The following is a 25639-nucleotide window of genomic DNA, read 5'->3' on the forward strand; positions in this document are numbered from 1 at the left end:
TTTCGCGTCACCCCTTGACTGTGACCGGGACCACTGGTCTACTCAACTAAGTCAGTTGATCGAGTCGTTTGACCAATACAACGAAAGCGACAGCATGAACTCCACCTCCACCTCAGCCAGCGGGATCGTCGATGTCATCGGCGTCGGTGCCGGCTTCTCCGGCCTCTACCTCTCGCACCGGCTCACGAACGCCGGGTGGACCTTCGCGGGTTTCGAGGCCGGACCCAGCGTCGGCGGCACCTGGTTCTGGAACACCTATCCGGGCGCCCGCTGCGACGTCGAGAGCATCTACTACTCCTACTCGTTCGACGAGGCACTCCAGCAGGAATGGACGTGGAGCCAGCGATTCGCGCCGCAGGCCGAAATCCTCAGCTACATCGAACACGTCGCCGACCGCTTCGACCTGCGCAAGCACTTCACCTTCGACACCCGCGTGGTCGGCGCGACGTGGAACGCGGCCGACCGGCTGTGGGAGGTGCGGCTCGACAACGGCGAGACGCGCCGCAGCCGCTACCTGATCTCGGGTGCGGGTGGCCTGTCCACCCCCAAGGACTTCGACGTGCCGGGCCTCGGGAACTTCACCGGACTCCAGGTGTCCACCAGCAGGTGGAACATCTCGCTCGACGACCTCGAGGGCAAGCGGGTCGCCGTGATCGGCACCGGATCTTCGGGCGTGCAGGCAATCCCACTGATCGCGGAGGTCGCGGAGCACGTCACGGTGTTCCAGCGCACCCCGAATTACGTGATGCCTGCCCGCAACACCGAACTGTCCACGGAGCAGATCGAATCCATCAAGGTCGACTACCCGGCGATCCGTGAGGAGTGCCGGCACTCGCCCGGCGGCATCCCCGACCGCCCGGTGGCCGACAAGGCCTTCGACGTGTCGGAGGAGGAGCGCCGGCGGCGCTACGAGGCGGCGTACGAGCGCAGCGGCTTCCAGGGCGTCGGCGCCGAGTTCGCCGACCTCCTCACCGACGCCGAGGCGAACCGGACCGCCTCGGAATTTCTCCACGACAAGATCCGCGAGATCGTCGAGGATCCGTCCACCGCCGAGCTACTGGTGCCCAGGTACCACCCGCTGGGCGCCAAGCGCAGTGTCTTCGGTACCGACTACTACGAGACCTACAACCGGCCGAACGTGTCGCTGGTGTCGCTGCGCGACGAGCCGCTGGAGACGATGACCGCGAACGCGATCGTCACATCGGAGGGCACGTACGAGGCGGATGCCGTCGTGCTCGCCATCGGGTTCGACGCCTTCACCGGCCCGCTGTACGGGCTCGGTCTCACCGGTGCGTCCGGCACGAAGCTGCAGGAGGCCTGGCGCGACGGTGTCCGGACCTACCTCGGGATGATGACCACGGACTTCCCCAACTTCTTCATGGTCGGCGGCCCCCAGAGCCCCGCGCTCGCCAGCAACGTGGTGATGACCATCGAGCAGGCCGTCGACTGGATCGCCGACCTCATCGAGCACGCCCGCGACTCCGGAGCGACGCTCGTCGAGACCACCGTCGAGGGTCAGAACGACTGGGTCGACATCACCGAGGAGACCGTCGCCCAGACGCTGTACGCCACCACCGACTCCTGGTACCGCGGCTCCAACGTCGAGGGCAAACCCAACACGTTCATGGGCTACGTCGGCGGTGTCGGCAAGTACCGCCGGATGTGCACCGAGATCGCCAAGCGCGGCTACCCCGGCGTCGAGATCGACGGTGAGGCAGAGTCCCGCCACCTCGGCGCGATCCATCAGGAGATTTCATGAGTAAGGCGGTCCACCGGCGCTATGTCGCCTTCTCCGATGCGCACTACGCGGGCAATCTGGTCGACGGCGCCTACGCCCTGAAACTTTTCGGGGACGTCGGCACGAACCTGTCGATCGAGCTGGACGGTCACGAGGGCCTGTTCGCCGGCTACTCGTCCGTCGAGTTCCTCGCCGCTGTTCGTGGCGGTGATGTCGTCGAGGCCGAGGCCACGCTGGTGAAGAAGGGAAATCGCAGTCGCACGGTGGATTTCGAGCTTCGGGTGATCTGCCGCGTCTCCGACGACACGGGCAGCTCGCACGTCCTGGAGCCGCCACTGGTCGCGGTGCGCGCTCGCGGCACCGCGGTCATTCCCGCAGACGAGACGGAGGCGTAACCATGGAGCTGATCTACGACACCGGTTGGGCCGCAACGCCCGCCACCGCCGAACAACCCCTGACCGGTGACATCGACTGCGACGTGGTGGTGATCGGCGGCGGCGGGGGCGGCATGTCGGCCGCACTCCGCCTCGCCGAGAAGGGCGTCGACGTGGTGCTCCTCGAGACGCAGACCCTCGGTTGGGGCGCCAGCTCCCGCAACGCCGGATACGTCACGAATTCGATTGCCGCCGATCCGGAGTTGCTGGGCTTTCTGCTGAAGAGCGAGCGGCTGCGCGACCTCTACCGGTACGCCGAGAACGCGGTGCACTTCGCCGAGGACGCCATCGCCCACCACGGGATCGACTGCGGCTACGAGCAGGCCGGCATTGTGATGGCCGCCGTGTCCAAGGGGCAGCTCCGGCATGCGCGCCGCAACGCGAAGGTCATGGCCGAGGCCGGATCGTCGGCCGAATTCGTCGAGGGCCGCGAGGCGGGCCTTCCGGACGGCTTCCTCGGCGGAATGCGCGAGGGCGTCGGTGGGACCCTCAACCCGGGTGAGTTCGTCCTCGGCCTGCGGGCCGCGACGATCGCATCCGGCGTGCGGGTCTACGAGCACACTCCCGCCCGCGACATCACGGACACCGGCGGCGGGGTCACCGTCGAAACTCCGGACGGAAGGGTTCGGGCGCGCAAGGCGCTGCTGACCACCAACGCCTACAGCGCAGGCCTGTCCAGCGCGCCGAAGAACCTCGCCACCCCGGTGTGGACGTCGCTGGTCGAGACCGAACCCGTTGCGCCCGAGCGACTCGACGAGATCGGCTGGACCAGCCGTGCCCCGATGGTCACGCTGCACATGATCATCGAGAGCTACCGTGTGACCCCGCGGGGCACGATCGTGTTCGGCACCCGCCGCGTGCAGACCGGGCGGAATCCGCTGCCGGACCGCACCCCTGCCCGGAACGTCGCCGACGACCTCGTCCGCGGATTCCGCGACCGCTTCCCCGGCCTGCGCGACATCGAACCGCAGAAGGCCTGGGGCGGCTGGATCGGCATGAGCTCCACGTGGCTCCCCGTCGCCGGCGAGGCCTCCGACAACGTGCTCTACTCGCTCGCCTGCAACGGCCACGGCTTCGCCCAGGCGCAGTACGTGGGCCACCTGCTCGCCGACCGCATCGGCGGCGCGCCCTTATACGACGACCTGGCCGCGATCTGGCACGGCCGGAAGCGCTTCTGGCCCAGCCTCGTCAGCGGCCCCGCGCTGCACGCGGCCTGGCTCGCCGACCGTGCCTCGGATCGCCTGGCAGCCCTCACGAAATAACCATCGGCGTAAGCCACCCTCCAAGGAGAAAATCATGTCCATCCGAGAACTGCTCTTCGCGGTAGCGGACATCTGGATGATCGCCGTCGGATTCACATACGGGATCAAGTTCATCCGGAACTACAAGAACTACCTGCTCGGCCTCGAGTGGATCATCGTTGCAACGTCGGGTTCGAACTTCCTCGTCTACGGCATCCTGAAGGCCGGTCACGACAGTCCGATGTACACCGGCGCAGCCTTTCTGGACGCCTTCTCCCGGTCGGTCGGCATCACGCTGATCCTGGTTCTGGGGCTGATGAAGGTCACCCACCGATACAAGCCGTCCGTCGCGGTGGACATCGGCGCGTTTGCACTCGCCGCGGTGGTGGGCTTCCTCCTCCTCGGGTACCAGTACCACATCGGCACCCCAGCCACGATCTTCTTCATCGTCGTCAACGTGCTCACCACGTTGTTCCTGATCTACTTCGTCAAGCGCCTGTGGGGTATCGGCGAGCACGGTCACGCCATGTCGGTCGCCATCGCCACCGCTTGCGGATTCGTCATCGCCTCGACCTACGACTTCGTCCACATCCCGGGCGACGACGCGGAGCACACGATCTTCTACATCTTCGCGCTGTCCACGTGGGGCCTGCAGATGTTCACGTACTTCCGTGCGTACCGGGCGTTCGACGCCCACAACAAGCGCGTCGACGCTCAGGCCGTCAGCGGCGCTGAGGTCACGGCCTGAGCGGCCGGACCTTCCCTTGTGATCGATCGAGAGTCAGGAACCGAAATGACAACGCACGTACAGGAAGAGACCACCGAGGTGGTCGTCGTCGGCGCCGGAATGGCGGGTTTGACGGCGGCGACGTCGCTGTCGCCGGAGACCGACGTAGTCGTGCTCGAGTCCACCGACCGCGTGGGCGGCCGAGTCGAGACCGTCCGGAAGGGCGACTACTGGATCAACGTCGGCACTCAGTTCACCGAGGGCACAGGCACACTGATCGATGCCCTCGACCGGCACGGGATCGAGATGGGCTCGCTCGCAGGCAAGAGCGTTGCGCTGTACCTGAACGGCGGGGTGGTCGACACCTCGAATCCCGTCGCACTCATGTTCCGCACGCGGATGACCCTGATGGACCGAATCGGCATGGCCATCGTCGGTGCACGCATCCTCGCGGTCACGCCGTTCCTGGAGTCGCAGAGCCGTATCGCACAACGGGTTCGCGCCAACCTCGACACCAAGCTGGCGTCGTACCTACTGAAGGGCGTCCGGTCGAAGCTGGCCGCCGACGTCGTCCGGTCGTGGTCGGCGCAGTGGATGGGATGCGAGGTGGAGGAGACGGCCGCCACCCAGTTCGTCACGTCGGTCGGCCTCGCACTGGCCGACCCGGAGAAGATCCCGAACTTCTCGCTGCCGGTGGGTGGCAACCAAACGCTGACCGACGTGCTGGCGGAGGATCTCGGTGACCGGATCCGGCTGAACTCGGCGGTGCACTCGGTGCGGCGCGACGGTGACGGCGTGGTCGTCGACTACCACGACGGTGACCGACCGGTGCGGCTGCGGGCGAAGCGCGCGATCGTGACCGCACCCGCCGATATCGCGGAGCGGATCATCCCGGACCTCTCGCAGCAGCACCGGAATGCTTTCAACGACATCACCTACGGCCGGTACGTGATCGTCGGATTCTTCACCGACGAAGTCGGGCCGCAACGCTGGGACGAGTACTTCGCTGTCTCGACGCCGCAACTGTCGTTCCAGGCGATGTTCAACCACGCCGCGGCGATGCGGAACGGCGACGACCGCAAGCCCGGTGGAGCACTGGCCTGTTTCGCCGGCGGCGCTCACGCCGACGCGTTGTTCGACCTCCCCGACGAGGAGATCGTGTCGCGATACCGGCAGGACCTGCTCGCAGTGTTCCCCGAGCTGGAAGGGAAGCTGGGCGAGGGCATCGTGCGGAAGCACCATCGGGTCGTGCCCTTCTGGGCGCCCGGGCGGAGGAACTCGCTTCCGACGTTGCGTGATCCGCTCGGCACCATCTACCTCGCCGGCGACTACCAGCTCGATCTGCCGTCGCTCGCCGACGCAGCCACGTCGGGCGAGCGCGCGGCGAAGGCCGTACTGGCGAGCCTGAGCCGGCAGCGCTAGACCAGTCCCCGAACAGAAGAACGAGGAAGCGCATGTTCACCAACACCTTCACCGAGACCTTCGGGATCGAACACCCCATCGTGTGCGGCGGCATGACCGCCGTCGGCACCGCAGACCTGATCGGCGCGGTGGCCAACGCCGGGGCGCTCGGATTCCTCACCGCCCTCACCCAACCCACCCCCGAGGCGCTGGTCAAGGAGATCGCCCGCTGCCGCGACCTCACCGACAAACCGTTCGGCGTCAACCTCACCATCCTGCCGACCATCCAGCCGGTGCCCTACGCCGAATACCGCGACGCCATCGTCGACAGCGGCATCACCATCGTCGAAACCGCCGGCGGCAACCCGACCCCACACCTGCCCACCTTCAAAGCCGCGGGTGTCAAGGTGATCCACAAGGCGGTCTCGGTGAGGCACGCCGTCAAGGCCGAGCAACTCGGCGTCGACGCGATCAGCATCGACGGCTTCGAGTGCGCCGGGCACCCCGGTGAGGACGACGTTCCCGGGCTCGTGCTGATCCCCGCTGCGGCCCGGGCACTGTCGATCCCGATCATCGCCAGCGGCGGACTCGCCACCGGCGCCGGACTTGTCGCCGCCCTCGCGCTGGGAGCGTCGGCGGTGAACATGGGCACCCGATTCATGGCGACCACGGAGGCGCCCATCCATCACAACGTCAAACAACAGATCGTCGACAACACCGAACGCGACACCGTCATCGTCTTCCGCGAGTTCCACAACTCCGCCCGTGTCGCCCGCAACTCGGTGTCCGAAGAAATCGCTACACTGTCGCGGCGACCGGGTGCCACGTTCGACGACATCGCCCACTTGGCCAGCGGTGTCCGCGGCCGCGAGCAGGTGTACGGCAACGGAGACGTCGAAGGCGGCATGTGGTGGGCCGGTCAGGCTCAGGGCCTGATCCACGACATCGGCAGCTGCGAGGAGGTAGTGGACTCGATCCTTACCGAGGCTCAGCAGATCATCACCCGCTCATTGCCCGATCAGCTCCGCGACTGAATCAGCCCGGCAACCGGACGCTTCAGAATTCGATCTTCAGCGTGGGACTGGTCGGCTTCGCCTGGCAGCCGAGGATGTAGCCGTCGGCGACGTCGTCGGGATCGAGGGCGTCGGTGACCCCGGGGTCGACGGTCCCTTCCAGCAGGGTGCAGGCGCAGGATCCGCATTCGCCTTCGCGGCAGGAGTACGGGGCGTCGATCCCGGCGCCCACCATCACGTCGATCAGGGTTGCGTCGGCCGGCCAAGACAGGGTGTGGGTGTCGCCGTCCAGGGTGACGTCCACGGTCGACGACGCGGCGGCGTCGGCGGTGACCTGCTTGATCGGCGCGAAGGGGTCGCCGTCGAGGGACCGGAATTCCTCGATGTGAATCCGGTGCCGGTCGTACCCGATGCTGGTCAGCGTCTCCTTGACCATGGCCATGAAGGGTGCGGGTCCGCAGACGAAGACGGTGCCGTCCTGGCCGCCGTCGGCGAATTGGGTGAGATTGTCCGGGCTCGGTAACCCCGCCTCGCTCTCGAGTCGGTGCTCGACGGTGAGCCGGTCTGCGTGCTCCTTGGCGAGGTCGGCGAGTTCGGCGTCGAAGATGATCGATTCCCGGTCCCGGTTGGCGTAGTACAGGGACACGGTGCCGGTCGCGGACGCCAGCACGGACTTGAGGATCGACATCACCGGGGTGACGCCGCTGCCGGCGGCGAACAGCTGGAAGTCGCCGTCGAGACTGTGCGGGGTGAACGTGCCCGACGGTGGCAGCACATGCACGTCGTCGCCCGCGGTGATGTTGTCGCACAGCCAGTTCGAGCCGTATCCGTCGACGATGCGTTTGACCGTCACCTTGATCCGGTCGTCGGTGGTGGGCGAGCTGGCGATGGAATAGCAGCGCGCCACCGAACCGGTGCGTTCGCTGGGGATCCGGATGGTGAGGAATTGCCCGGGCCGGTACGCGAACCGGTCGGCGATCTCCTGCGGGACGTCGATGACGAGGGAGGAGGCGTCGGGTGTCTCGGCGATGACGTCGGCGACACGGACGGTGTAGCCGAGAGAATCGGGTGCGACGTTGGTCATGGGTGCGTCTTTCGTTGCAGCTCAGGATGGGGAAGCGACACGTTCCGGCCGTCGGCGGCCGAAGGGAGCCGGTGGAATGTGGTCAGTGCTCGGAGGGCGACGCGACCGGGGGCAGCGCCCGGAACCAGACCTCACCGAGGGCGCGGCCGAGTTCGTCGATGCGTTCGCGTTTGGGGGTCGAGGCGGGGAGACCGACGTGCACGTAGGCCATCTGCTCGGTCATGCAGCCGAGCGACTCGGCGAGCAGGTCGAGGTTGGTGTCCCCGATCTCCCCGCGGTCGTGCAGTTTCTCCAGCCAGCGGCGGGTGCGTGCGATGAAGTCGTCACGCAGTTGCAGCCACAGCTGCTGAAAACCCTCGTTGGCGCTGGCGGCGGCAGCTTCACGCAGCAGTCGCAGGATGTGCCGGTGCCGGGAGTAGGCGTGCAGGTAGGTGCTGTTGACCTCGATCAGCGCTTCGAGTTCGCCGCTGGTGGTCGTCTTGCGGCTGGTGGCCTCGGACAATTCCTGGAGCCCGGTGTGCATGGCGGCGAGGAAGACGTCGTCGAGGTCGGTGAAGTGCCGGTAGAAGTTTCCCTGCGCGGTCTTCGCGCGGTGGGTGATGTCGGAGACCCGGGTGCGGGTGTACCCGTACTCGCTGAAGCATTCGATGGCGGCCTGCACGATGCGTTCCCGGGTGAGCTCCCCGCGGCGGTTGGGACGTTTCGGGGTGGCCGCGCCGGGTTCGACGAGGCCGACGTGCGTGTAGACGTCGTCGAGCGTGCGCGGTGGGACCTGTCGCTGTGTGGTCATCGCCGCCCCCTCTCCGTCGCCCGAGTTTGCGAACAAGATATCACTGACCGTGGATGTCGCATCGTTCTGACCTCGTGTTATGCCCGTTCCAGGTGCGCAGAGCGCAACTGTGCGAGCGGATGATCCACCGGGACGGTGTCGGGCAGGTAGCCGAGGAGTTCGGTGAGGTACTCGTCGACGTCGCCCTCGTCGGGGGTGTGCAGGGCGTCGCCCTCGTAGACCGCGCCGGTGGTGCCGTCGACGGTCACCGTCAGCCCGGTCAGTTTCGCGACGGTGCCGACTCCGGCGCCGACGACGCACGGCAGCCCGATCTCCCGGCACACCAGCGCCGCGTGGGAGGTGCTGCCGCCGAGTTCGGTGACGACGGCGACCGATTCGAACATCGCGGGCACGTCGTCCGGAGCGGTGGAGGGGCGAACGAGCACGACGGGTGTGCCGGCCGCGGCGAGGTCGAGGGCCTGGTCGAGGTCGCTGACGGCCTGCCCGACGGCGACACCGGGGCCGGCGCCGAGGCCGCCGGCCAGGACCGTCCGGTCGGCGTGCACCGCCTGCGTTTTCGCCAGGCTCGCGGCCTGCTCGGCCGAGACGCGGGAGACCGCCTCGTCGGCCGTGATGAGACCTTCGCGGACGAGGTCGACGGCGATCCGGACCGCGGCGCGCGGAGCACGCTTCCCGGCCCGGCACTGCAGGACGTACAACCGGCCGCTTTCGACGGTGAACTCGATGTCGACCAGGTCGCGGTGCTCACGTTCGAGGACCTCGGCGATGCGCTCGAGTTCCGGGTACACGTCGGGCAGGATGTCGCCGACGGTGACGAGCGGGTTCGGGGTCTTCTCCCCGGACACGACGTCCTCGCCCTGCGCCTTCGCCAGCCATTCGCCGTAGAGAGTGTTCTCGCCGGTGGCCGGGTCGCGGCTGAACAGCACCCCGGTCCCGGACCGTTCGTCGCGGTTGCCGAACACCATGGCCTGCACGGTGACTGCGGTTCCGGCGCCGGCGCCGAGGTTGTGCCGGGCGCGGTACGCCTTGACGCGCTCGTTGGTCCAGGAGTCGAAGACGGCGCCGATCGCCGATCGCAACTGCTCGAGCGGATCGCGCGGCGGCGCGGCACCGGGGTCGCCGGCGACGATGTCGGCGTAACTGTGACAGAACCGCTGCCAGGTGTCCGTCGCCCACCGCTGATCGCCGGTCTCGGCGGCGAGCGCCTCACACAGTTCGGGGGTCAGGCCGAGGTTGAGGACGGTGTCCATCATGCCCGGCATGGACTGCGCGGCGCCGGACCGAACGGACACCAGCAGCGGGGACGGACCGGCGCCGAACCGGCGGCCGGTCTCCGTTTCGAGTCGTCGCAGGTGTTCGAGGACCTGCTGCCAGATCTCGTCCGGCAGTGATCGGCCGTTGTCGTGGTAGACCGCGCAGACACCGGTGGGCAGCGCGAACGCCGGGGGGACCGGCAGTCCCATCGCCCGCATCTTGTTGACGCTGTAGGCCTTGCCGCCGAGTACCTCGCGGGTGCTGGGGTGGGTGCCGTCCAGGGTGATGACGTGCTCGGCCGGGCTGCTGGAGGAGGTCATAGCGAGAGTCCTTCGAAAACGGGGGATTTGGCGGCCGCACGGGTGGCGAACAGGCCACCTTCGACCGGGATGTCGATGCCGTTGAGCCAGGACGCGGCGGGGGAGAGGGCGAACGCGACGACCGCGCCGATCTCGTGGGGGTAGCCGTGTCTGCCGACCGCGTCGTGGGATCGTGCCATCGCGTCGGCGCCCATGCTGGCTTCGAAGTCGGCGAGGATCGGTGTCTCGACCGGTCCGGGGCTGACGGACAGCGCACGGATGTGGCGTGCCGTCAGTTTCGCCGACAGCAGTTGCGTCCAGTCGACGAGGGCGCGTTTGGACGTGTCGTAGGCGGCGGGCCCCTTGACGGGGTGGTCACGCAACCAGGCGTGCAGGTCCGCGCGGTCGCGGACCCGCAGTAGTTCGTCGATCGACTCCGGGGATTCGGTGTTGCGGTGCGCGGCGACGGAGGCGACGTTGACGATCGCCGATCCCGCGGTCATGCGGGGGAGCAGAAGTTCGGTGAGCAGGCGCGGCCCGAGAAGATTGACCGCCAGCACGGTCTGCGCGGCAGCGGTGCCCGGGACACCGGCGACGTTCGCCAGCCCGGTGACCTCACCGGGGAGGGCCGCGACGGCGTCGCTGATCGAGCCGGGGTCGGAGAGGTCGCACAGCAGGGTGCGCACCGGTCCGATCGGGCAGTCGCGCCGGTCGAGGGCGTAGACCGTGGCGCCTGCCGCGCTCAACTGGCCGGCGAGGGCGAGCCCGATCCCCGATGCCGCCCCGGTGACGACGACGTTTCCACTGAAAGTGTTGCCGGTCATGATATTACCGCCATCACGTCGGTGAACTCCTCGATGCCGAGGTGGCCGAGTTCGCGGCCGTAGCCGGAATTCTTGACGCCACCGAAGGGAACTGTGGGCCGATTGCGGGTGCGGACGCCGTTGATCTTGACCTGGCCGACGTCGAGCCGTCCGGCGACGGCGCGAGCGCGCTCGACGTCGCCGGACCACACCTCCGCGGACAACCCGTACGCGCAGTCGTTGGCGATGCGGACGGCGTCGTCGACATCGGTGTAGATCTGCACGGCGATGACGGGGCCGAAGATCTCCTCACGGATGGCCCGGGCGTCCTCGGGCAGTCCGGTGATGACGGTGGGATCGACGAAGTACCCGGTCGGGGACGCCTCGGACGGCTTGCCCGTGCCGGTGAGCAGGTGCCCGCCGGCGGCGACGGCGTCACCGATGTGGTCGAGGACACGCTCACGTTGGCGCGCCGAGACGAGCGGCCCCTGACGCGTCCGGGGGTCCGCGGGATTACCCAGGACCTGCTGCGCGACTGCATCTTCGATGATGTCGACGGAGTCGGCGGCGAGGTGTTCCGGGATCAGCAGGCGGGTGGTGGCGTTGCAGGCCTGACCGGAATTGACCAGACCGGAAGTGACGACCCCGGTGAGCGCGGTCTCGAGGTCCGCGTCCGGCAGCACCACGGCAGGTGACTTTCCGCCGAGTTCGAGGGTGCAGCGGGTCAACGTCTGCGCCGCCAGGGAGGCCACCGTGCGACCGGCGACGACGCTGCCGGTGAACGAGACGTGCGCGAGGCCCGGGTGCGCGGCCAGTGCGGCTCCGGTGACCGCACCGGTTCCGGTCACGACGTTGAACACCCCGGCCGGAAATCCCGCCTCGAGGAACAGCGCGGCGAGCGCGTTCGCGTCGTACGGGGTCATCTCCGACGCCTTGAGCACCACGGTCGATCCGGCGGCGAGTGCGGCCGAGACCTTGGCGACGATCTGATGGACCGGCATGTTCCACGGCGTGATCGCGCCGACGACCCCGCTGCCGCGTCGGACCAGGGTGGCCCCGTCGATGTCCTGCGACCACGGGAAGTCGCGGGCGGTGCGGGCGGTGGCCCGCAGCACGTCGGCGGGGAGCTGGGCCTGTGTGACCTCCGCGAGCGAGATCGGCATACCCATTTCCCGGCTGACCAGTGCCGCGATCGCCGAGCCGTCACGGGTGAGCAGATCCGCGGCACGGTCGAGCAACTCCGCCCGCTCGACGACGTCGGTGCGCCGCCACGCCGGATGGGCTGCTGCGGCCGACCGCACGGCGTCGTCGACGACCTCGGATCCGGCGTCGACGACCTCACCCATCACGGACTCGGTGAACGGGTCGATCACCTCGATCACCGGCCCGGCCGGCACGAACCAGTCGCCGTCGATCAGACAACCGGCCCGGTCGAAGGTGTCAGCCATTGCGCGGCTCCAATCGCACGGGCAGGGTCTTGATGCCGCGGAAGAAGTTGCTCTGCAGTCGCTTCGGGGAATCGGCCACGTCGATGTCGATGCCGCGTTCGACGAGCTTGGTGAAGAACAGCTTCGCCTCGAGGCGGGCGAGGTTGGCGCCGAGGCAGGCGTGATCGCCCCACCCGAAACCCAGGTGCTCGTTCGGGAACCGATCGGCCCGGAACGTGTCCGGCTCCTCGAACACCCGCTCGTCCCGGTTCGCGGAACAGAACCACATGACGACCTTGTCGCCGGCCTTCACGGTCTTGCCGTGTATCTCGACGTCCCGGGTGGCGGTGCGCCGCATCGACAGCACCGGCGACACCCAACGCACCATCTCTTCGACCGCGGAGCGGATCTTGCCCGGATTCTCGCGCAGAACGTCCCACCATTGCGGGTTCTCGTGCAGGGCGAGCACACCGCCCGACAGCAGGTTCCGAGTGGTTTCGTTCCCGGCGACCATCAGGATCAGGTAGTAGGCGTCGAGGTAACCTCGGCTGAGCGGGACCCCGTCGAGTTCGGCGGCGGTCAGCACGCTGACCAGGTCGTCGGCCGGGCAGGCCCGACGCTCGGTCTCGAGGGCCCGGAAGTAGGCGAACACCTCGTCGCGGGCGCGCACGGCGGTCTCGGGGCCCGCGGAGTAGTCGGGGTCCTCCGAGGCCATCTGGTTCGTCCACCGCAGCAGGTTCGGGCAGTCCTCGAGCGGGGCGCCGAGCAGTCGACCGATCATCACCAGTGGCAGTTGAGCGGAGATGTTCGCGACCAGGTCGATCGGCCCCGCGCCGACGGCCTTGTTCAGCAGGTCGTCGATCACCGCCTCGATGTCCGGGACGAGGGCCTTCACCTTGGCGGGTCGCACGTGCGGGGTGACGATCTTGCGCAGCGGACCGTGCTCCGGTGGGTCGACGTGGTGAATGCTGCGGGCGCCTTCGCCTTCGGCGCGCCTGCTCGCGATCTGCGTCCCCTGGGTGACGGTGAACGTGTCGTGGTCCGCGGCAACTGCTTTGACGTCGGCGTATCGAGTCACCGACCAGAATCCCGGGCCGTTCGGTTCCTCGTTCCAGTGCAGAGGGTCCTCGTTGCGCAACTGCGCGAAGATCTCGTCCGCGTAGCCGGAGGCGAATGCCCGCAGGTCCATCAGGTCGATACCACTGCTGGTGGTCATTTGGATGTCTCCCGTCACGGTCACGTTCGTTTGTGACATTGGTGTCACTAAAGCACAAATCGCCGGATTTGCAAATACCCCTTGTAAGACGAGTCAAATCGCTTGTAGCCTGACCTAGATAGTGACGAACAATTCACAAAAAGAGGTCACGTGTACCCACCCGCAATCGCCACCGAGCATCCTGATTCTCTCGCGTTCGTGATGGCCGCCTCCGGTTCTTCGCTCACCTACCGGCAGCTCGACGAGCAGTCCAACCAGCTCGCCCATCTCCTGCGCAGCAGAGGCGTGACAGCAGGCGATTCCATCGTCCTGGTGATGGAGAACCGGATCGAATGGCCGGTGGTGGTCGCGGCCGGAATGCGCGCGGGCCTGTATGTCACACCGGTGAACTGGCACCTCGGCGCCGCCGAACTCGCCGCGCTCCTCGCCGAAGCGACACCGGCCGCGGTCGTCACCAGCGGCTCGCTCGCCGGAGCGGTCGCCGACGCCCTTCCCGGCGGGCACACCGCGCTGACCCTGTGCACCGATCCTGCTCCCGGGGTCGAGCACCTCGCCGCGGCGATCGCGAACCACCCGAGGACTCCCATCGCGGACGAGCGCTTCGGCGCCCGCGTCCTCTACAGCGGCGGCACCACCGGCCGTCCGAAGGCGTTCCGGCAGAAATTGCTGGACATCCATCCCGCGGACGCCCCCACCCGTCACGCGGGCCTCGCCCTGAAACTCGGCATCGACTCGGACACGGTGCTGCTCTCGCCCGCCCCGAACTACCACGCGGCGCCGTTCACCTTCCAGCTGATGACGATGGCCGCCGGCGGCACGGTCGTGTGTATGGAACGCTTCGACGCGTCCGCGGCCATGACGGCGATCGCCGCCCACGGGGTCACCCACTCGCAGTGGGTGCCGACGATGCTGCTGCGCATCCTCGCCCTGCCCGACAGGAGCGCCATCGCGCTGTCGCCGACGCACACCACCGCCGTCACCTCCGGCGCGCCCTGCCCGGTGGAGGTCAAGGAACAGATCAACGCGTGGTGGGGGCCCGTCCTGCACGAGTACTACGGCGCCTCCGAGGGCTACGGGCACACGTACATCTCCGCGGCCGAATCCGCCGACCACCCCGGGTCGGTCGGCCGACCCCTCGGCGGCACCCGTGTGCACGTCACCGACGACGCGGGCACCCCGCTGCCGACGGGTGAGATCGGCAAGGTCTGGTTCGAACCGCCGGCCGCGGCGGCCTACGTCAACGCGGGAGACACCGCGACGAGTGCCGGCTGGAAAAGCATGGGCGACCGCGGCTACCTCGACGAGGACGGATTCCTCTACCTCGCCGGGCGGGAAAGTTTCATGATCATCTCCGGCGGGGTCAACATCTACCCCGAGGAGATCGAGGCCGCCCTGGTGCGCCATCCCGATGTCGTCGACGCTGCGGTATTCGGCATCCCCGACCCGGAATTCGGGGAACAGGTCAAGGCGATGGTGGAATTGCGCGAGGGTGTACCGGGTGACGCCACCACCGCCGCCGACCTCATCGATTACTGCCGCGGCTGCCTGGCGACCTTCAAAGCGCCCCGCTCGATCGACTTCGTCGACCGCCTGCCGCGGCTGCCCACCGGAAAACTCAACAAGAAGGCCCTGCGCTCGCACTATTTCGCGAATTCCTGACGAAGACACAATCTGACCACCGCTCACCCGAACAGGAGCCAGACATGGTTCACGCCCAGCAAGATCAACACACCTTCGACGTCCTGCATTCGCTCCGCGTGAAGGGACTGGCCAACGACAACGTGCTCAGCGCCCTGTCGGGCGTGCCCGTCGAGGACCTGCCGGCAGCCCTGGATCCGCTCGTCGAGCAGGGTCTGGTGGTGCGCCGGGAGGGCCGGATGCCGGGAGCGATGCTGACCCCCGCGGGCAAGGCCGAGCATCTGCGGCTACTCGCACAGGATCCGGCCACCACCGCCGCGGCCACCGCACTGACAGCCTTCTACGACCGATTCCTGCCGATCAACTCCGACTTCAAGATGGTGTGTCAGCGCTGGCAGATGCGCAGCGACGACACCCCCAACGATCACGGCGACCCGACCTACGACGGCGAGGTCGTCGGCGCGCTGGCGCAGACCGACGAGCAACTGCGGGCGTCGCTCCCGGAACTGGTCGATGCGCTGCCGCGGTTCGGTCGCTACCTGCCGCGCCTCTCCGCGGCGCTCGACCGCATCCGCGGCGGCGACAACGCCTCGTTCGCGCGGCCGATGTACGACAGCTACCACGACATCTGGATGGAACTGCACGAAGACCTCATCCTCAGCGCCGGGCGGACCCGGGGCGCTGCCGACGAAGGCTGACCAAGCGCACAACACGCAGAAGGGTCGGGCCGGTCGATGACCGGCCCGACCCTTCTGCGTTCGATATACGGTGCAGCGCAGGAAAATCCTGCGCCTAGGACTCGGCGGCCACCGGGAACGGCAGGCACGCCTCGACGTGCGCCGCGACGCCTGAGCCCTCGGAGTTGGCCGCCACGGCCGAAATGGCGCTGATCGACACGTAGCCGTCACGCACGAGAGCGGAGTCGGTTCCGGTGCCGAGGCGTTCGGTATTGGCGAATCGCAACAGCCGCACCGTGTCCGGGGTCTTGTCGAAGGTCAAGCCGAGCAGTCCTCGCGGTGCCAGCGGCGCCATCCGCACGCCCTTGACCTCACTGATGTCGAGATCGGGCACATTGACGTTCAGCACGGCACGGTGGGCGCTGTGGGCGAGCATCCACTGTGCCGCCGACACCGCGATGCGGCCGGCGGTGTCGAATCGGTGCTCCGGCGGAAACCCGCAGCTGACGGCGAGACCGCGGACGCCGAGGGTCGACGCGGTCAAAGCGGCCGCCACCGTACTCGAATTCAGAATCATCCGGCCGGTGTTCGGGCCCGGATTGATGCCGCTGACGACCAGGTCCGGCGGAGGGCCGAACACCCCCGCGCACGCCGCGAACACCGCAAATGCGGGCGGGGCGTCGAAGCTGAGCGCCTGCACTCCCGGCAGGTGCTCGAAGCGGCGCTCCGTGTAGGCGATCTCCGCTCCGTGCTCGAGGGTGCCCAGCGAAGAGCCGCTGCCGCTGCACTCGCCGCGCGGCGCGGCGATGGTGATCTCGTACCCCTCGGTTGCCAGAGCTGTCGCCACCGCATGCAGTCCGGGTGCGTCGATGCCGTCGTCGTTGGTGACCAAAATGCGCATGTGAGCGCTCTCCTTCCCTGCCGACCTCCACAAACCAGACGCCAGCTCAGACCTCGTATCCAAGGATTGTGACGCAGTATTCACACTTTTGTCTACCGGCAAACGTGGAAACTCGTCAGACGTGAGGCCGGTCAAGGCCAGGGACTCTTGACAGAGTGACGCCACTCACATAAGAATGTGAATTCACAGTCGCTAACACGAAAGGCGACGTGCATCGTTCCGGAATGAAACCGGCACTCCAAACATTTGTCTGAAAGAAGGCATCGCATGGCTGAGTGGCCCATCAACGACACTGTGTCGAAGGTGTTTCCCCTGTACTCCCGCGCGAACGTCGGGGAGATCTTCCCCGACCCGATCAGTCCGTTGAACGCCTCCGCCGGATTCCAGCACAATCTCGAACCGGGCTGGCGGGACGCCTTCGTCGCATGCAAGGTCTGGGGCCACGACCTCTACGACGCCACGGTCGACTACAACATCCTCCCGGCCTTCGGCAGCTACCTGTACATCAACATGTCGCTGATGCGGCTGTTCGGCGTCCGTGTGCCGGGGATGTCACCGGAGGCGGTCGACCTGCAGTACTTCGGTGACATGCCCGGGATTCCCAGCTACGAGAGCGAGAAGCGGGACTTCGACGAGAACCCGGAGTTCGCCGAGCGCGCCGGCGCCTGGCTGGTCGAGGAGGTCATCGGGGCCACCGGGCTGCCCGAGTACGACGCCGACCGTCAGGACGTGGTGCGGATCCGCGCCGACCGGCCCGACATGTCCGCGTTGACCGATCAGCAGTTGCGCGAGCGCATTACCTCCTTCGACTACATCCTGCGGCCGCTGTTCCAGCACCACATCGAGGCCAGCCTCAAATCGGGTGTCGGGCTGGGGGCCGTCGCGCAGATCGCCGCCGCCGTCGGCAGGCCCGAGCTCGCCCTCACCCTGGTCGGCGGCATCGGTGACGTCGACTCCACCGGACCCTCCAAGCGGATGTGGACCCTCAGCCGCACCGCCCAGGATCCGGCGGTGGCCGCCGTGTTCGACGAGGGCGTCCCCGGCCTCTACGACCGGCTGTCGGCGAGCACCGACCCAGCCGTCACCGCGTTCCGCACCGATCTCGACGCGTTCCTGTCGGACTGGGACTTCCGCGGCCCGGCGGAATGGGAGATCCGCGCCCAGACATGGGGCGTCAAACCGGAACTGGCGCTGGCCACCGTCGACCGCATGCGGCGGGTCGGTGACGACGAGGCGCCGGAAGGTAAGGGCGCCATCCGAAGTGAGGAACGCGAGGCCGCCGCTTCGGTGGTCCGTGAGCTCCTCGCCGGGGATCCCGAGACCTCCGCCCAGTTCGAGGCAACCCTCGCCGCCGCCGCTCTCTGGCTCCGCGGCCGCGAACGCGCTCGCACCACGGCGGCCATGGTGATCCACGAAATCCGGCTTCCTGCACGGGAGCTCGGCCGACGCGGGGTCGAGGCGGGAGCCCTCGACAGCGTGGAGCAGATCTTCATGCTCTTCGCCGACGAACTCGATGCCTACCTCGTCGATCCCGCTGCGTTCACCGACATCGTACGCGAGCGGGAAAAGAGCTACATCGCGCTCTTCGACGTCAAGCCGCCGTTCGTGGTGTCCGAGGAAGTTCCGCCGCTAGAGGGTTGGTCGCTCCGCGCAGGCGCCGCCGGTGCTGCGCTGGCCGCGGGCGAGTCTGTGGTCGGCGTGTCCGGCTGCACCGGCACCGCCCGGGGCATCGCCCGGGTCCTGACCACCCCCGACGACCCCTCCGCGCTCGAGCCCGGAGAGATCCTCATCGCCCCGATTACCGACCCGTCCTGGACACCGCTGTTCGTCGCCGCCTCCGCGGTGGTCGTCGACGTCGGAGCCCCGTTCTCGCACGCCGCGATCGTCAGCCGGGAAATCGGTATCCCGTGCATCGTCTCGGCCACCGACGCGACCAAGCGCATCCCGAACGGAGCACTCATCGAGGTCGACGGCACGACAGGTGTCGTGACGGTGCTCGAGATCTGAGTCGGTACCGGCCCTCGATAAGGAGAAGACATTGCACGCAGCTGATATTTGCGCGAGCTGGCTGGATCGAGTGTTGCGCGACAAGGGAATACTCGCCTCCGGTAACCGGGTGACCGACACGGCAATCGAACCGATAGGCACAGGTCTGGTCGCCGACAGCTATCAGATCACGATCTCGTACTCCGACCCTGGCAGCGGCCCCGTGTCGCTCGTCGCGAAACTGACCTCCGACAGCGAGCAGAGCCGCGCCGCCGGACGCAGCGAGCTCAACTACGCCCGTGAGGTCGGCTTCTACACCGAGATCGCGCCGCACCTCCAGGTCCGCGTCCCGTCCTGTTTCCACGCCGAAATCGATTCGAACAATACCGAATTCGTTCTCATCCTGGAGGATCTCACTCCCGCACGTCCCGGAAACCAGCTGACCGGCTGCACGGTGGCCGAAACGCGGCTCGCCGTCGAACAAGCCGCGCGGATCCACGCGCCTTACTGGGGTTCCGAAGAACTCAGGGGCAACCCGTGGATGGACATCTCGTCGAGCTACTGGCAGCGATTCGCCGAGATGATGCCCGAATGGTACGACGGATTCCGTCAGCGCTACGCCGGCCGGCTCAGCGAGGCCGACATCGCACTGGGGCAGGAATTCGTCGACAACATCGCCGGGTACTACCAGGCGCTGGAGAGGATGCCCTACACCGTCCAGCACGGAGACTACCGACCCGACAACGTTCTGTTCGACGCGCACGGCGGAGAAGTACCGCTCGTTGTACTGGACTGGCAAACAGTGGTGTACGCACCGGGAGTCGTCGACGTCGCCTACTTCATCGGTGGCGCGCTGGACGCCGCGACACGTCGAGCGAACGAGGACGAACTACTCCTCCACTACCACTCGGAACTCGTCGACCTCGGGGTCGAAGGCTATCCGTTCGAACGTCTCGTCCAGGACTATGCGTGCGCGACCTTCCACAACTTCATCATCGGGGTTGCGGCTGCGATGCTGGTGGAACGAACGGAGCGCGGTGACGACCTGTTTCTGTCCATGGTCACCAATTCCCTGACACATGCACGGGACCGCGACGGCACCCGCCACATCGGGATCCACCCACTCGCCGCGGTGAACCGTGGGTAGGTCGGCGCCCGACTGCGGTTCTCACGAAAGGCACACTCAGTGAACGATTCGATGCCTGAACTGGGCTTCTACGCACTCGGCGGACACGTCGAGTCTCCCCGAGAGATGTACGGCGAACTGGCACTGGCCGAGCGTCTCGGCCTGGGCACCGCGTTCTTTTCCGAACGGTTCAACGTCAAGGAACTCGGGTCGTTGACGGGCGCGGCCGGTGCGGTGACCGAACGCCTGAACATCGCCACTGCTGCGACCAACCACAACACCCGCCACCCGATGGTGACAGCAGCATGGGCGACGACGATGCACCGGCTGACGAACGGCCGCTTCGTCCTCGGCCTCGGTCGTGGGCTGGCACCGCAACTGAAAGCCTTCGGCCTCCCGCCGGTCACCACCGCGCAACTGGAGGATTTCATCGGTCTGATGCGCCGATTGTGGAAGGGAGAGACCGTCGAGGGCCATAGCGGCCCGGCCGGAAACTATCCGGCGCTGCGCCTCGACCCGACATTCGACGAGAACATTCCGATCGGGCTGACCGCATTCGGGCCTGCGACCCTGGCCCTGGCCGGGCGAGCCGCTGACGTCGTCGTTCTCCACACGTACTTCTCGGACGACACTGTCGTGCGGTGTGTGAACGCGGTCCGCACCGCCGCGGAGAAGGCCGGTCGTGATCCCGCAGCGGTCAAGGTGTGGTCCTGCTACGCAACGGTTCCCGATCACCTGCCCGTCGAACTGCAACTGAAGAAGACCGTGGCTAGACTCGCCACCTACCTGCAGGTGTACGGAGACCTGATGGTGAAGACGAACAACTGGGACCCCAACGCGCTCCAGCGGTTCCGAGAAGATCCGGTGGTCGCCGGATTGAACGGCTGGTGCGATGCGGTGGCGACCCCGTCCGAGATCGAGCACATCGGCACAGTGCTGCCCGCCGAGTGGCTCGACGCAGCCGCCACAGGATCAGCCGAGGCCTGCGCGAAGAAGGTCTCCGCCCAACTCGATCTCGGTGTCGACGGTGTCATCATGCACTGCTCGACCCCGGCAGAACTCGAGCCGGTCGTCGAGACGTACAGGAGTCTCCGGTGAGAACCCCCGTCGAACTCGTCGAACAGTATGTGTTCGAGATCTACAACAAGCAACGGGTCGAGCTCATCCACGAAATCTGCGGAGACCCGGTCATTCGACACGAAGCGGGTAACACCGTCGCGCTCAGCCGGAATCAGCAAATCGAGCGCATTCGTGCCGACCTGGCGTCGAACCAGCCGACATTTGAGGTGACCAACCTCTCCGGCAACGAGGAATTCGCGACGCTGACGTGGAACGCGATCCGCCTGTCCACCGGAGAGCGGCTCTGCGGAATCGAGGTCTTCAAAGCGACCGCGGGACTCATCACGGATGTGTGGAACTCCAACTACTTCGAAGGGTCCTGGTCATGAATCACCCGACTCCCAGAGTGCTCGACGTCGCCACCGAGATCGACACCGCATGGGTGCAGTCCGTGCTACGGCAGGCAGGCCACACTGGGGTCGAGGTCGCGTCGATCTCGGCGCAGCCGATCGGCGCAGGCAACGTGAGCGACACCGTACGAATCGGCATCGAGTACGCACGAGCCGAATCGGGTTCCCCCGCCGCGGTCGTGGTGAAGTTTCGTCCGAGCGCACCGGGTGCGCACGCGCACGGACTGCGGAGCGGTGCATACCACCGCGAAATCGGCGCTTACCGGGAAGTCGGTGGCCGACAGGCTTGCCGGATTCCGCGGTGCTTCTGGGTGGCCGGCGACGAGACGAACATCAACCTCGTCCTGGAGGACTTGACGGCAACGACGACGCCCGGCAATCAAGCCGCGGGGTGTGGTGTGGCCGAGGCGGAATCCCTTGTCGCGGAACTCGCTCGCCTGCACTCCAGCTTCTTCCCACTGACAGACGAGGCAGCGCCAGCGTGGTTGGTGCGCATGTCCGAGGTCTCCGACTACTGGTGCGATGCGGCGGAACGCGGGGCCGCGGCCGCGCTGACTCGCTTCGCCGGGGACCTCCCGCCGGACTTCCTCGCCGCCGTTCGAGATGCCGTCGCACTCGTTCGCACCTGGTACGGGCTGCCGCAGCAACACCTGACACTCACTCACGGCGACCCTCGCGTCGACAATGTTCTCTTCGAGAGGTCGGAGGCGGGAGTGTCGGCCGTGCTCCTGGATTGGCAGTTCACCGGCTTGCGCAATCCGATGTACGACTTCGCGTACTTCATGTCGGGCAGTGTCGACGTCGCCGAACGCCGACTACACGAAACACGATTGCTGAAGACGTACATCGACGTGTTCGCGGAGAAATCCTCCGGATACGACGAGGGGCAGGCGACGGCCGACTACAGGATCCAGCTACTCAGCGGCCTCTACGTCACACTCGCCGCGGTCGCGGTTCTCCCCGACAACGATGTGGTGAACCAGCTGATTCTTGCGCTGCTGCGGCGCAACTGCGCAGCCGCGGTCGATTGGAAATCCGTCGAAGCGCTCGGCGATTCGGCCTGATCCAGCCGGTGACAGGTACTCCGAGATCCGGGCGGTGCGAGTCGACACGAAGGTCCGGAACCTACAGCTTCCGCCGTAGGTTCCGGACCTTGATGACGTGCAGATCTACTCCAGTCCGTCAGAGGACGTAGAGCATCTCCTGGTACGTGGGCAGCGGCCAGAGGTCGTCGGCCACAATGTCCTCGAGGCTGTCTGCTGCTGCGCGAACGGCAGCCATCGCGGGCAGGAGGGCGTCCTTGGCATGCGTTGCCTCCGCCAATGCCTCCGATTCACCCTGAGCGGTGAGCGCGGACTTCAACTCGGCGAGCGCGACCCTGAGGTTTGTCAGGGGTGCCGACACGGCTTCGAGCGCGGACAGGTCCGCGTCCACGCCTGCGGCCTTCAGCGCCGCAACGTTCTGCGCCAACTCGGTCTGGTAGCGAATCGCGGCGGGGAGGATCGACGTCTGTCCCAATTCCAGGGTCAGCCGTGCTTCCACACCGATCGTCAGCGCGTACTGTTCGAGACCGATCTCGTAGCGAGAGTGCATCTCCCGGTGGTTGAACACCTGGTACTTGCCGAACAGTTCGACCGCCGATTCGGTGATCAGTTCGGGCAACGCGTCGAGGGTCGTGCGCAGGTTCGGCAGTCCACGCGCGGCCGCCTCGTTCTGCCAGTTCTCCGAGTACCCGTCACCGTTGAACACGACGTCACCGTGGTTGGTGATGATCTCGGTGAGCAGGTTCTGCACCGCGGTGTCGAAGTCGGTGCCGTTCGCGACCGCGGTCTCGAGTTCGGTCGCGATGTAGTCGAGCGACTCGGCCATGATCGTGTTGATCGTGACGATGGGTCCGCTGACGGTCTGCATCGAACCCGGCGCCCGGAACTCGAACCGGTTGCCGGTGAAGGCGAACGGGCTCGTGCGGTTGCGGTCGCCCGGATCGGTCGGGAGCACGGGCAGGGTGTCGACACCGATCTTCATGGTGCCCTTCCCCTTCGACGAGGTGGCCGCACCCTTCGCGATCTGCTCGAACACGCCGGCGAGCTGATCTCCGAGGAAGACGGAGATGATGGCCGGGGGAGCCTCGTTCGCGCCGAGGCGGTGATCGTTGGTCGCCGACGCGACGGAGGCGCGGAGCAGGCCGCCGTACTTGTGCACCCCGCGGATGACGGCAGCACAGAAGACGAGGAACTGGGCGTTGTCGTGCGGGTTGTCGCCGGGAACGAGGAGGCTGCCGAGGTCGGAATTGCCGAGCGAGAAGTTGACGTGCTTGCCGGACCCGTTGACACCGTCGAACGGCTTCTCGTGGAACAGGCAGGCCATGCCGTGCTTCTTGGCGATCGTCTTGAGCGTCGTCATCAGCAGTTGCTGGTGGTCGGCGGCGATGTTGCCGCGTTCGAACATCGGTGCGATCTCGAACTGGCCGGGGGCGACCTCGTTGTGCCTGGTCTTCGCCGGAATGCCGAGCTTGAACAGCTCACGTTCGGTGTCCATCATGAAGCCGAGAACGCGCTCCGGGATGGCGCCGAAGTAGTGGTCGTCGAACTCCTGGCCCTTGGGCGGCTTGGCGCCGAACAGGGTGCGGCCGGAGTTGAGCAGGTCCGGCCGGGCGAGGAAGAAGTGCCGGTCGACGAGGAAGTACTCCTGTTCCGGTCCACAGAACGAGACGATGTTCTCGACGTCGTCGTGGCCGAAGAGCGTCAGGATGCGTTCCGCGTGGACACCCATCGCCTGCTGCGACCGCAGCAGCGGTGTCTTGTGGTCGAGCGCGTCCCCGGTCATCGACACGAACACCGTCGGAATGCACAGGGTGTTGCCGTTCGGGTTCTCGAGCACATACGCCGGGCTGGTGACGTCCCACCCGGTGTAACCGCGCGCCTCGAACGTGTTGCGTAGCCCGCCGTTGGGGAAGCTCGACGCGTCGGGCTCGCCCTGGACGAGCGTCTTACCTGCGAATTCGGCGAGCGCCGACCCGTCACCGACCGGGTCGAAGAAGCTGTCGTGCTTCTCCGCGGTCAGGCCCGTCAGGGGGTAGAAGACGTGCGCGTAGTGCGTGGCGCCCTTCTCGAGTGCCCAGTCCTTCATCGCCGACGCGACCGCGTCGGCAACCATCGGGTCGAGAGGCTTGCCCTTCTCGATCGTGGCGATGACGGACTTGTAGACCGACTTCGGCAGACGCTTCTGCATCACGGTCTTGCTGAACACGTTCTGACCGAAGATCTCGCCCGGCTTCTCGTCGTCGACGAAACTGACGGCCGGGGGCACGTATGCCTCGACGTCCTTGATCGCCTGCAGACGGACGGCATTCCCACTCATGTGTTTCTCCCTCGCGTGTACCCCGCGGATGAGGTGGGGGTGCGTCGGGGCAACACTGTACGAACGGAACGTAACGTGAATGTTTCGTGCAGATTTCTCGGCCGTGTCAGACCGCCGTGACGGTGCTCACGCAGAGTCCCCTGAGGATAAGGCCCACAGCAAAACTACACCGTTCGGATTCGGTCCGTCGGTTGAGGCCGTCGCCGGCCGGCAGGGGCGGGAACGTCGAGCCCTCGACGGAACTTTACTTGCGCTTTACCTTATTTCGCGATAGCGTCCAATCAGTTGCAGGCGAAGCGAATCGCGAATTCGCCACCTCCAGACCGAGGTGAGAGTCCGCCCATCGAGGGATCGGGCGGTGTGCCCGTACGCAGCGCGCCGACGTCGAATCGAATTCCGTCGGACGCCGCTACACGGGCGGTGGACCCCACCGGTCAGCTTTGGGCGGCCGGGACCGGTGGGGCCATACCGGCGACTGGGAGTGATCCACCGCGCTGTGTGGCGGTGCCCCGCACCGGGCATTCTCGAAGTATGGGATCGAACGCGGGCAGCCCCACCAGTTCGTCGGCCGCGGCAGTCGGCGGCCGGCTGATGCAACTGGTCGGTGACCGCGACGTCGTCCGGTTCTCGGGCGAGATATCCCGGGTGTGCGCCGAACCGCCGGCTGTCGGAGAGCAACCGGAGTACGGCGACGTGCTCGCCTGGGTCGTCGATGCCATCGTCGGCGTTGTCACCGCGCGTTTGGGCGCCGCGCGACCGGGGGAGAGGTTCATCCTCGACCTGCGCTTCACGGACGGCGGGTTCGTCGACGTAGACGCCCTCTCGGCGTCGGAGCGTTGGGTGCTGCGGACGGTGTCGGCGTTCCTCGCCGAGGATCTCGCCGAAGCGCAGCGGTCGCTGACCGCTGCCGAGCAATTCGACGTGACCATGCGGGCGGAGACGCTCTCCGATGCCCTGATCTGGCTCGACTTCGTTCTCGACGTCGACCTTCCCGACCCTCCCGACGTCACCACCGCATAGCGGGGCGGTCAGTCCGGTGTCCTCGCCTCCGCCGG

22 protein-coding genes are annotated in these 25639 nt (G+C 66.9%); 14 read left to right on the forward strand and 8 right to left on the reverse strand.

Features of this window, described 5'->3' with window-relative positions; genetic code table 11:
* The first annotated feature begins 94 nt into the window (after positions 1 to 94).
* From CJ179_RS43660 to CJ179_RS43685, 6 genes are read left to right on the forward strand one after another with little or no spacing between them, the layout of a single operon-like run.
* A complete protein-coding gene (locus tag CJ179_RS43660) occupies positions 95 to 1759 on the forward strand; it encodes an NAD(P)/FAD-dependent oxidoreductase (protein ID WP_095865561.1) in 1665 nt (554 codons plus the stop codon).
* On the forward strand, positions 1756 to 2133 hold the full coding sequence (locus tag CJ179_RS43665) for a hotdog domain-containing protein (protein WP_072943681.1): 378 nt from the start codon (positions 1756 to 1758) through the stop codon (positions 2131 to 2133). The genes CJ179_RS43660 and CJ179_RS43665 overlap by 4 nt, the downstream gene beginning before the upstream one ends.
* Positions 2134 to 2135: 2 nt before the next feature.
* Positions 2136 to 3434 (forward strand): FAD-binding oxidoreductase, encoded by a 1299-nt coding sequence (locus tag CJ179_RS43670; protein WP_095865562.1) that lies wholly within the window; start codon positions 2136 to 2138, stop codon positions 3432 to 3434.
* Between the two features lie 34 nt (positions 3435 to 3468).
* Positions 3469 to 4161, forward strand: a complete 693-nt coding sequence (locus tag CJ179_RS43675) for a transporter (protein ID WP_095865563.1) — start codon at positions 3469 to 3471, stop codon at positions 4159 to 4161.
* A 45-nt stretch (positions 4162 to 4206) separates the two neighbouring features.
* Positions 4207 to 5562 carry an NAD(P)/FAD-dependent oxidoreductase gene (locus CJ179_RS43680; protein WP_095865564.1) on the forward strand — a complete coding sequence of 452 codons (1356 nt, stop codon included), beginning with the start codon at positions 4207 to 4209 and terminating at the stop codon, positions 5560 to 5562.
* Positions 5563 to 5594: 32 nt separating this feature from the next.
* Positions 5595 to 6575, forward strand: coding sequence for a nitronate monooxygenase family protein (locus CJ179_RS43685; protein WP_095865565.1), 981 nt, complete (start codon positions 5595 to 5597; stop codon positions 6573 to 6575).
* Positions 6576 to 6597: 22 nt separating this feature from the next.
* On the opposite strand, the gene CJ179_RS43690 is transcribed toward CJ179_RS43685, so the two are convergent.
* From CJ179_RS43690 to CJ179_RS43715, 6 genes are all read right to left on the reverse strand, one after another.
* Positions 6598 to 7638, reverse strand: coding sequence for a ferredoxin--NADP reductase (locus tag CJ179_RS43690; RefSeq protein ID WP_095865566.1), 1041 nt, complete (start codon positions 7636 to 7638; stop codon positions 6598 to 6600).
* A gap of 82 nt (positions 7639 to 7720) precedes the next feature.
* Positions 7721 to 8428 carry a TetR/AcrR family transcriptional regulator gene (locus CJ179_RS43695; RefSeq protein ID WP_095865567.1) on the reverse strand — a complete coding sequence of 236 codons (708 nt, stop codon included), beginning with the start codon at positions 8426 to 8428 and terminating at the stop codon, positions 7721 to 7723.
* Between the two features lie 77 nt (positions 8429 to 8505).
* Positions 8506 to 10002 carry a pyruvate, phosphate dikinase gene (locus CJ179_RS43700; RefSeq protein ID WP_095865568.1) on the reverse strand — a complete coding sequence of 499 codons (1497 nt, stop codon included), beginning with the start codon at positions 10000 to 10002 and terminating at the stop codon, positions 8506 to 8508.
* Positions 9999 to 10805 (reverse strand): coniferyl-alcohol dehydrogenase, encoded by an 807-nt coding sequence (locus tag CJ179_RS43705; RefSeq protein WP_095865569.1) that lies wholly within the window; start codon positions 10803 to 10805, stop codon positions 9999 to 10001. Before CJ179_RS43705 ends, CJ179_RS43700 begins: the two co-directional genes overlap by 4 nt.
* Positions 10802 to 12232 (reverse strand): aldehyde dehydrogenase family protein, encoded by a 1431-nt coding sequence (locus CJ179_RS43710; RefSeq protein ID WP_095865570.1) that lies wholly within the window; start codon positions 12230 to 12232, stop codon positions 10802 to 10804. The genes CJ179_RS43705 and CJ179_RS43710 overlap by 4 nt, the downstream gene beginning before the upstream one ends.
* The gene (locus CJ179_RS43715) at positions 12225 to 13427 is read right to left on the reverse strand and encodes a cytochrome P450 (RefSeq protein WP_095865571.1); all 1203 of its coding nucleotides are present in this window, start codon (positions 13425 to 13427) and stop codon (positions 12225 to 12227) included. The genes CJ179_RS43710 and CJ179_RS43715 overlap by 8 nt, the downstream gene beginning before the upstream one ends.
* 150 nt (positions 13428 to 13577) lie before the next feature.
* Here CJ179_RS43715 and CJ179_RS43720 point away from each other — a divergent pair, with 150 nt between their 5' ends.
* Positions 13578 to 15086: an AMP-binding protein gene (locus CJ179_RS43720; protein WP_072943663.1), complete on the forward strand. Its 1509-nt coding sequence runs from the start codon at positions 13578 to 13580 to the stop codon at positions 15084 to 15086.
* A gap of 44 nt (positions 15087 to 15130) precedes the next feature.
* A complete protein-coding gene (locus CJ179_RS43725) occupies positions 15131 to 15763 on the forward strand; it encodes a hypothetical protein (protein ID WP_095865572.1) in 633 nt (210 codons plus the stop codon).
* A 94-nt stretch (positions 15764 to 15857) separates the two neighbouring features.
* Here CJ179_RS43725 and surE read toward each other — a convergent pair whose 3' ends face one another.
* Positions 15858 to 16643, reverse strand: a complete 786-nt coding sequence (gene surE, locus CJ179_RS43730) for a 5'/3'-nucleotidase SurE (RefSeq protein WP_072943659.1) — start codon at positions 16641 to 16643, stop codon at positions 15858 to 15860.
* Positions 16644 to 16910: 267 nt separating this feature from the next.
* On the opposite strand from surE, the gene CJ179_RS43735 reads away from it, so the two are divergent.
* From CJ179_RS43735 to CJ179_RS43755, 5 genes are read left to right on the forward strand one after another with little or no spacing between them, the layout of a single operon-like run.
* Positions 16911 to 18650, forward strand: a complete 1740-nt coding sequence (locus tag CJ179_RS43735) for a PEP-utilizing enzyme (protein WP_095865573.1) — start codon at positions 16911 to 16913, stop codon at positions 18648 to 18650.
* 31 nt (positions 18651 to 18681) lie between these two features.
* A complete protein-coding gene (locus tag CJ179_RS43740) occupies positions 18682 to 19776 on the forward strand; it encodes a phosphotransferase (RefSeq protein ID WP_095865574.1) in 1095 nt (364 codons plus the stop codon).
* A 51-nt stretch (positions 19777 to 19827) separates the two neighbouring features.
* The gene (locus CJ179_RS43745; RefSeq protein WP_095865696.1) at positions 19828 to 20853 is read left to right on the forward strand and encodes a TIGR03857 family LLM class F420-dependent oxidoreductase; all 1026 of its coding nucleotides are present in this window, start codon (positions 19828 to 19830) and stop codon (positions 20851 to 20853) included.
* Positions 20850 to 21203: a hypothetical protein gene (locus CJ179_RS43750; RefSeq protein ID WP_072943653.1), complete on the forward strand. Its 354-nt coding sequence runs from the start codon at positions 20850 to 20852 to the stop codon at positions 21201 to 21203. The genes CJ179_RS43745 and CJ179_RS43750 overlap by 4 nt, the downstream gene beginning before the upstream one ends.
* A complete protein-coding gene (locus tag CJ179_RS43755; RefSeq protein ID WP_095865575.1) occupies positions 21200 to 22288 on the forward strand; it encodes a phosphotransferase in 1089 nt (362 codons plus the stop codon). The genes CJ179_RS43750 and CJ179_RS43755 overlap by 4 nt, the downstream gene beginning before the upstream one ends.
* Before the next feature lie 118 nt (positions 22289 to 22406).
* Here the strand turns inward: CJ179_RS43755 and CJ179_RS43760 are convergent, their stop codons facing one another.
* The gene (locus CJ179_RS43760; RefSeq protein WP_095865576.1) at positions 22407 to 24584 is read right to left on the reverse strand and encodes a glutamine synthetase III; all 2178 of its coding nucleotides are present in this window, start codon (positions 24582 to 24584) and stop codon (positions 22407 to 22409) included.
* Positions 24585 to 25115: 531 nt separating this feature from the next.
* Here CJ179_RS43760 and CJ179_RS43765 point away from each other — a divergent pair.
* The gene (locus tag CJ179_RS43765) at positions 25116 to 25604 is read left to right on the forward strand and encodes a hypothetical protein (protein WP_072943648.1); all 489 of its coding nucleotides are present in this window, start codon (positions 25116 to 25118) and stop codon (positions 25602 to 25604) included.
* Positions 25605 to 25639: the final 35 nt, after the last annotated feature.

The organism is Rhodococcus sp. ACS1, from assembly GCF_002300155.1.
In the GTDB taxonomy this organism is placed as follows: domain Bacteria; phylum Actinomycetota; class Actinomycetes; order Mycobacteriales; family Mycobacteriaceae; genus Rhodococcus_F; species Rhodococcus_F koreensis.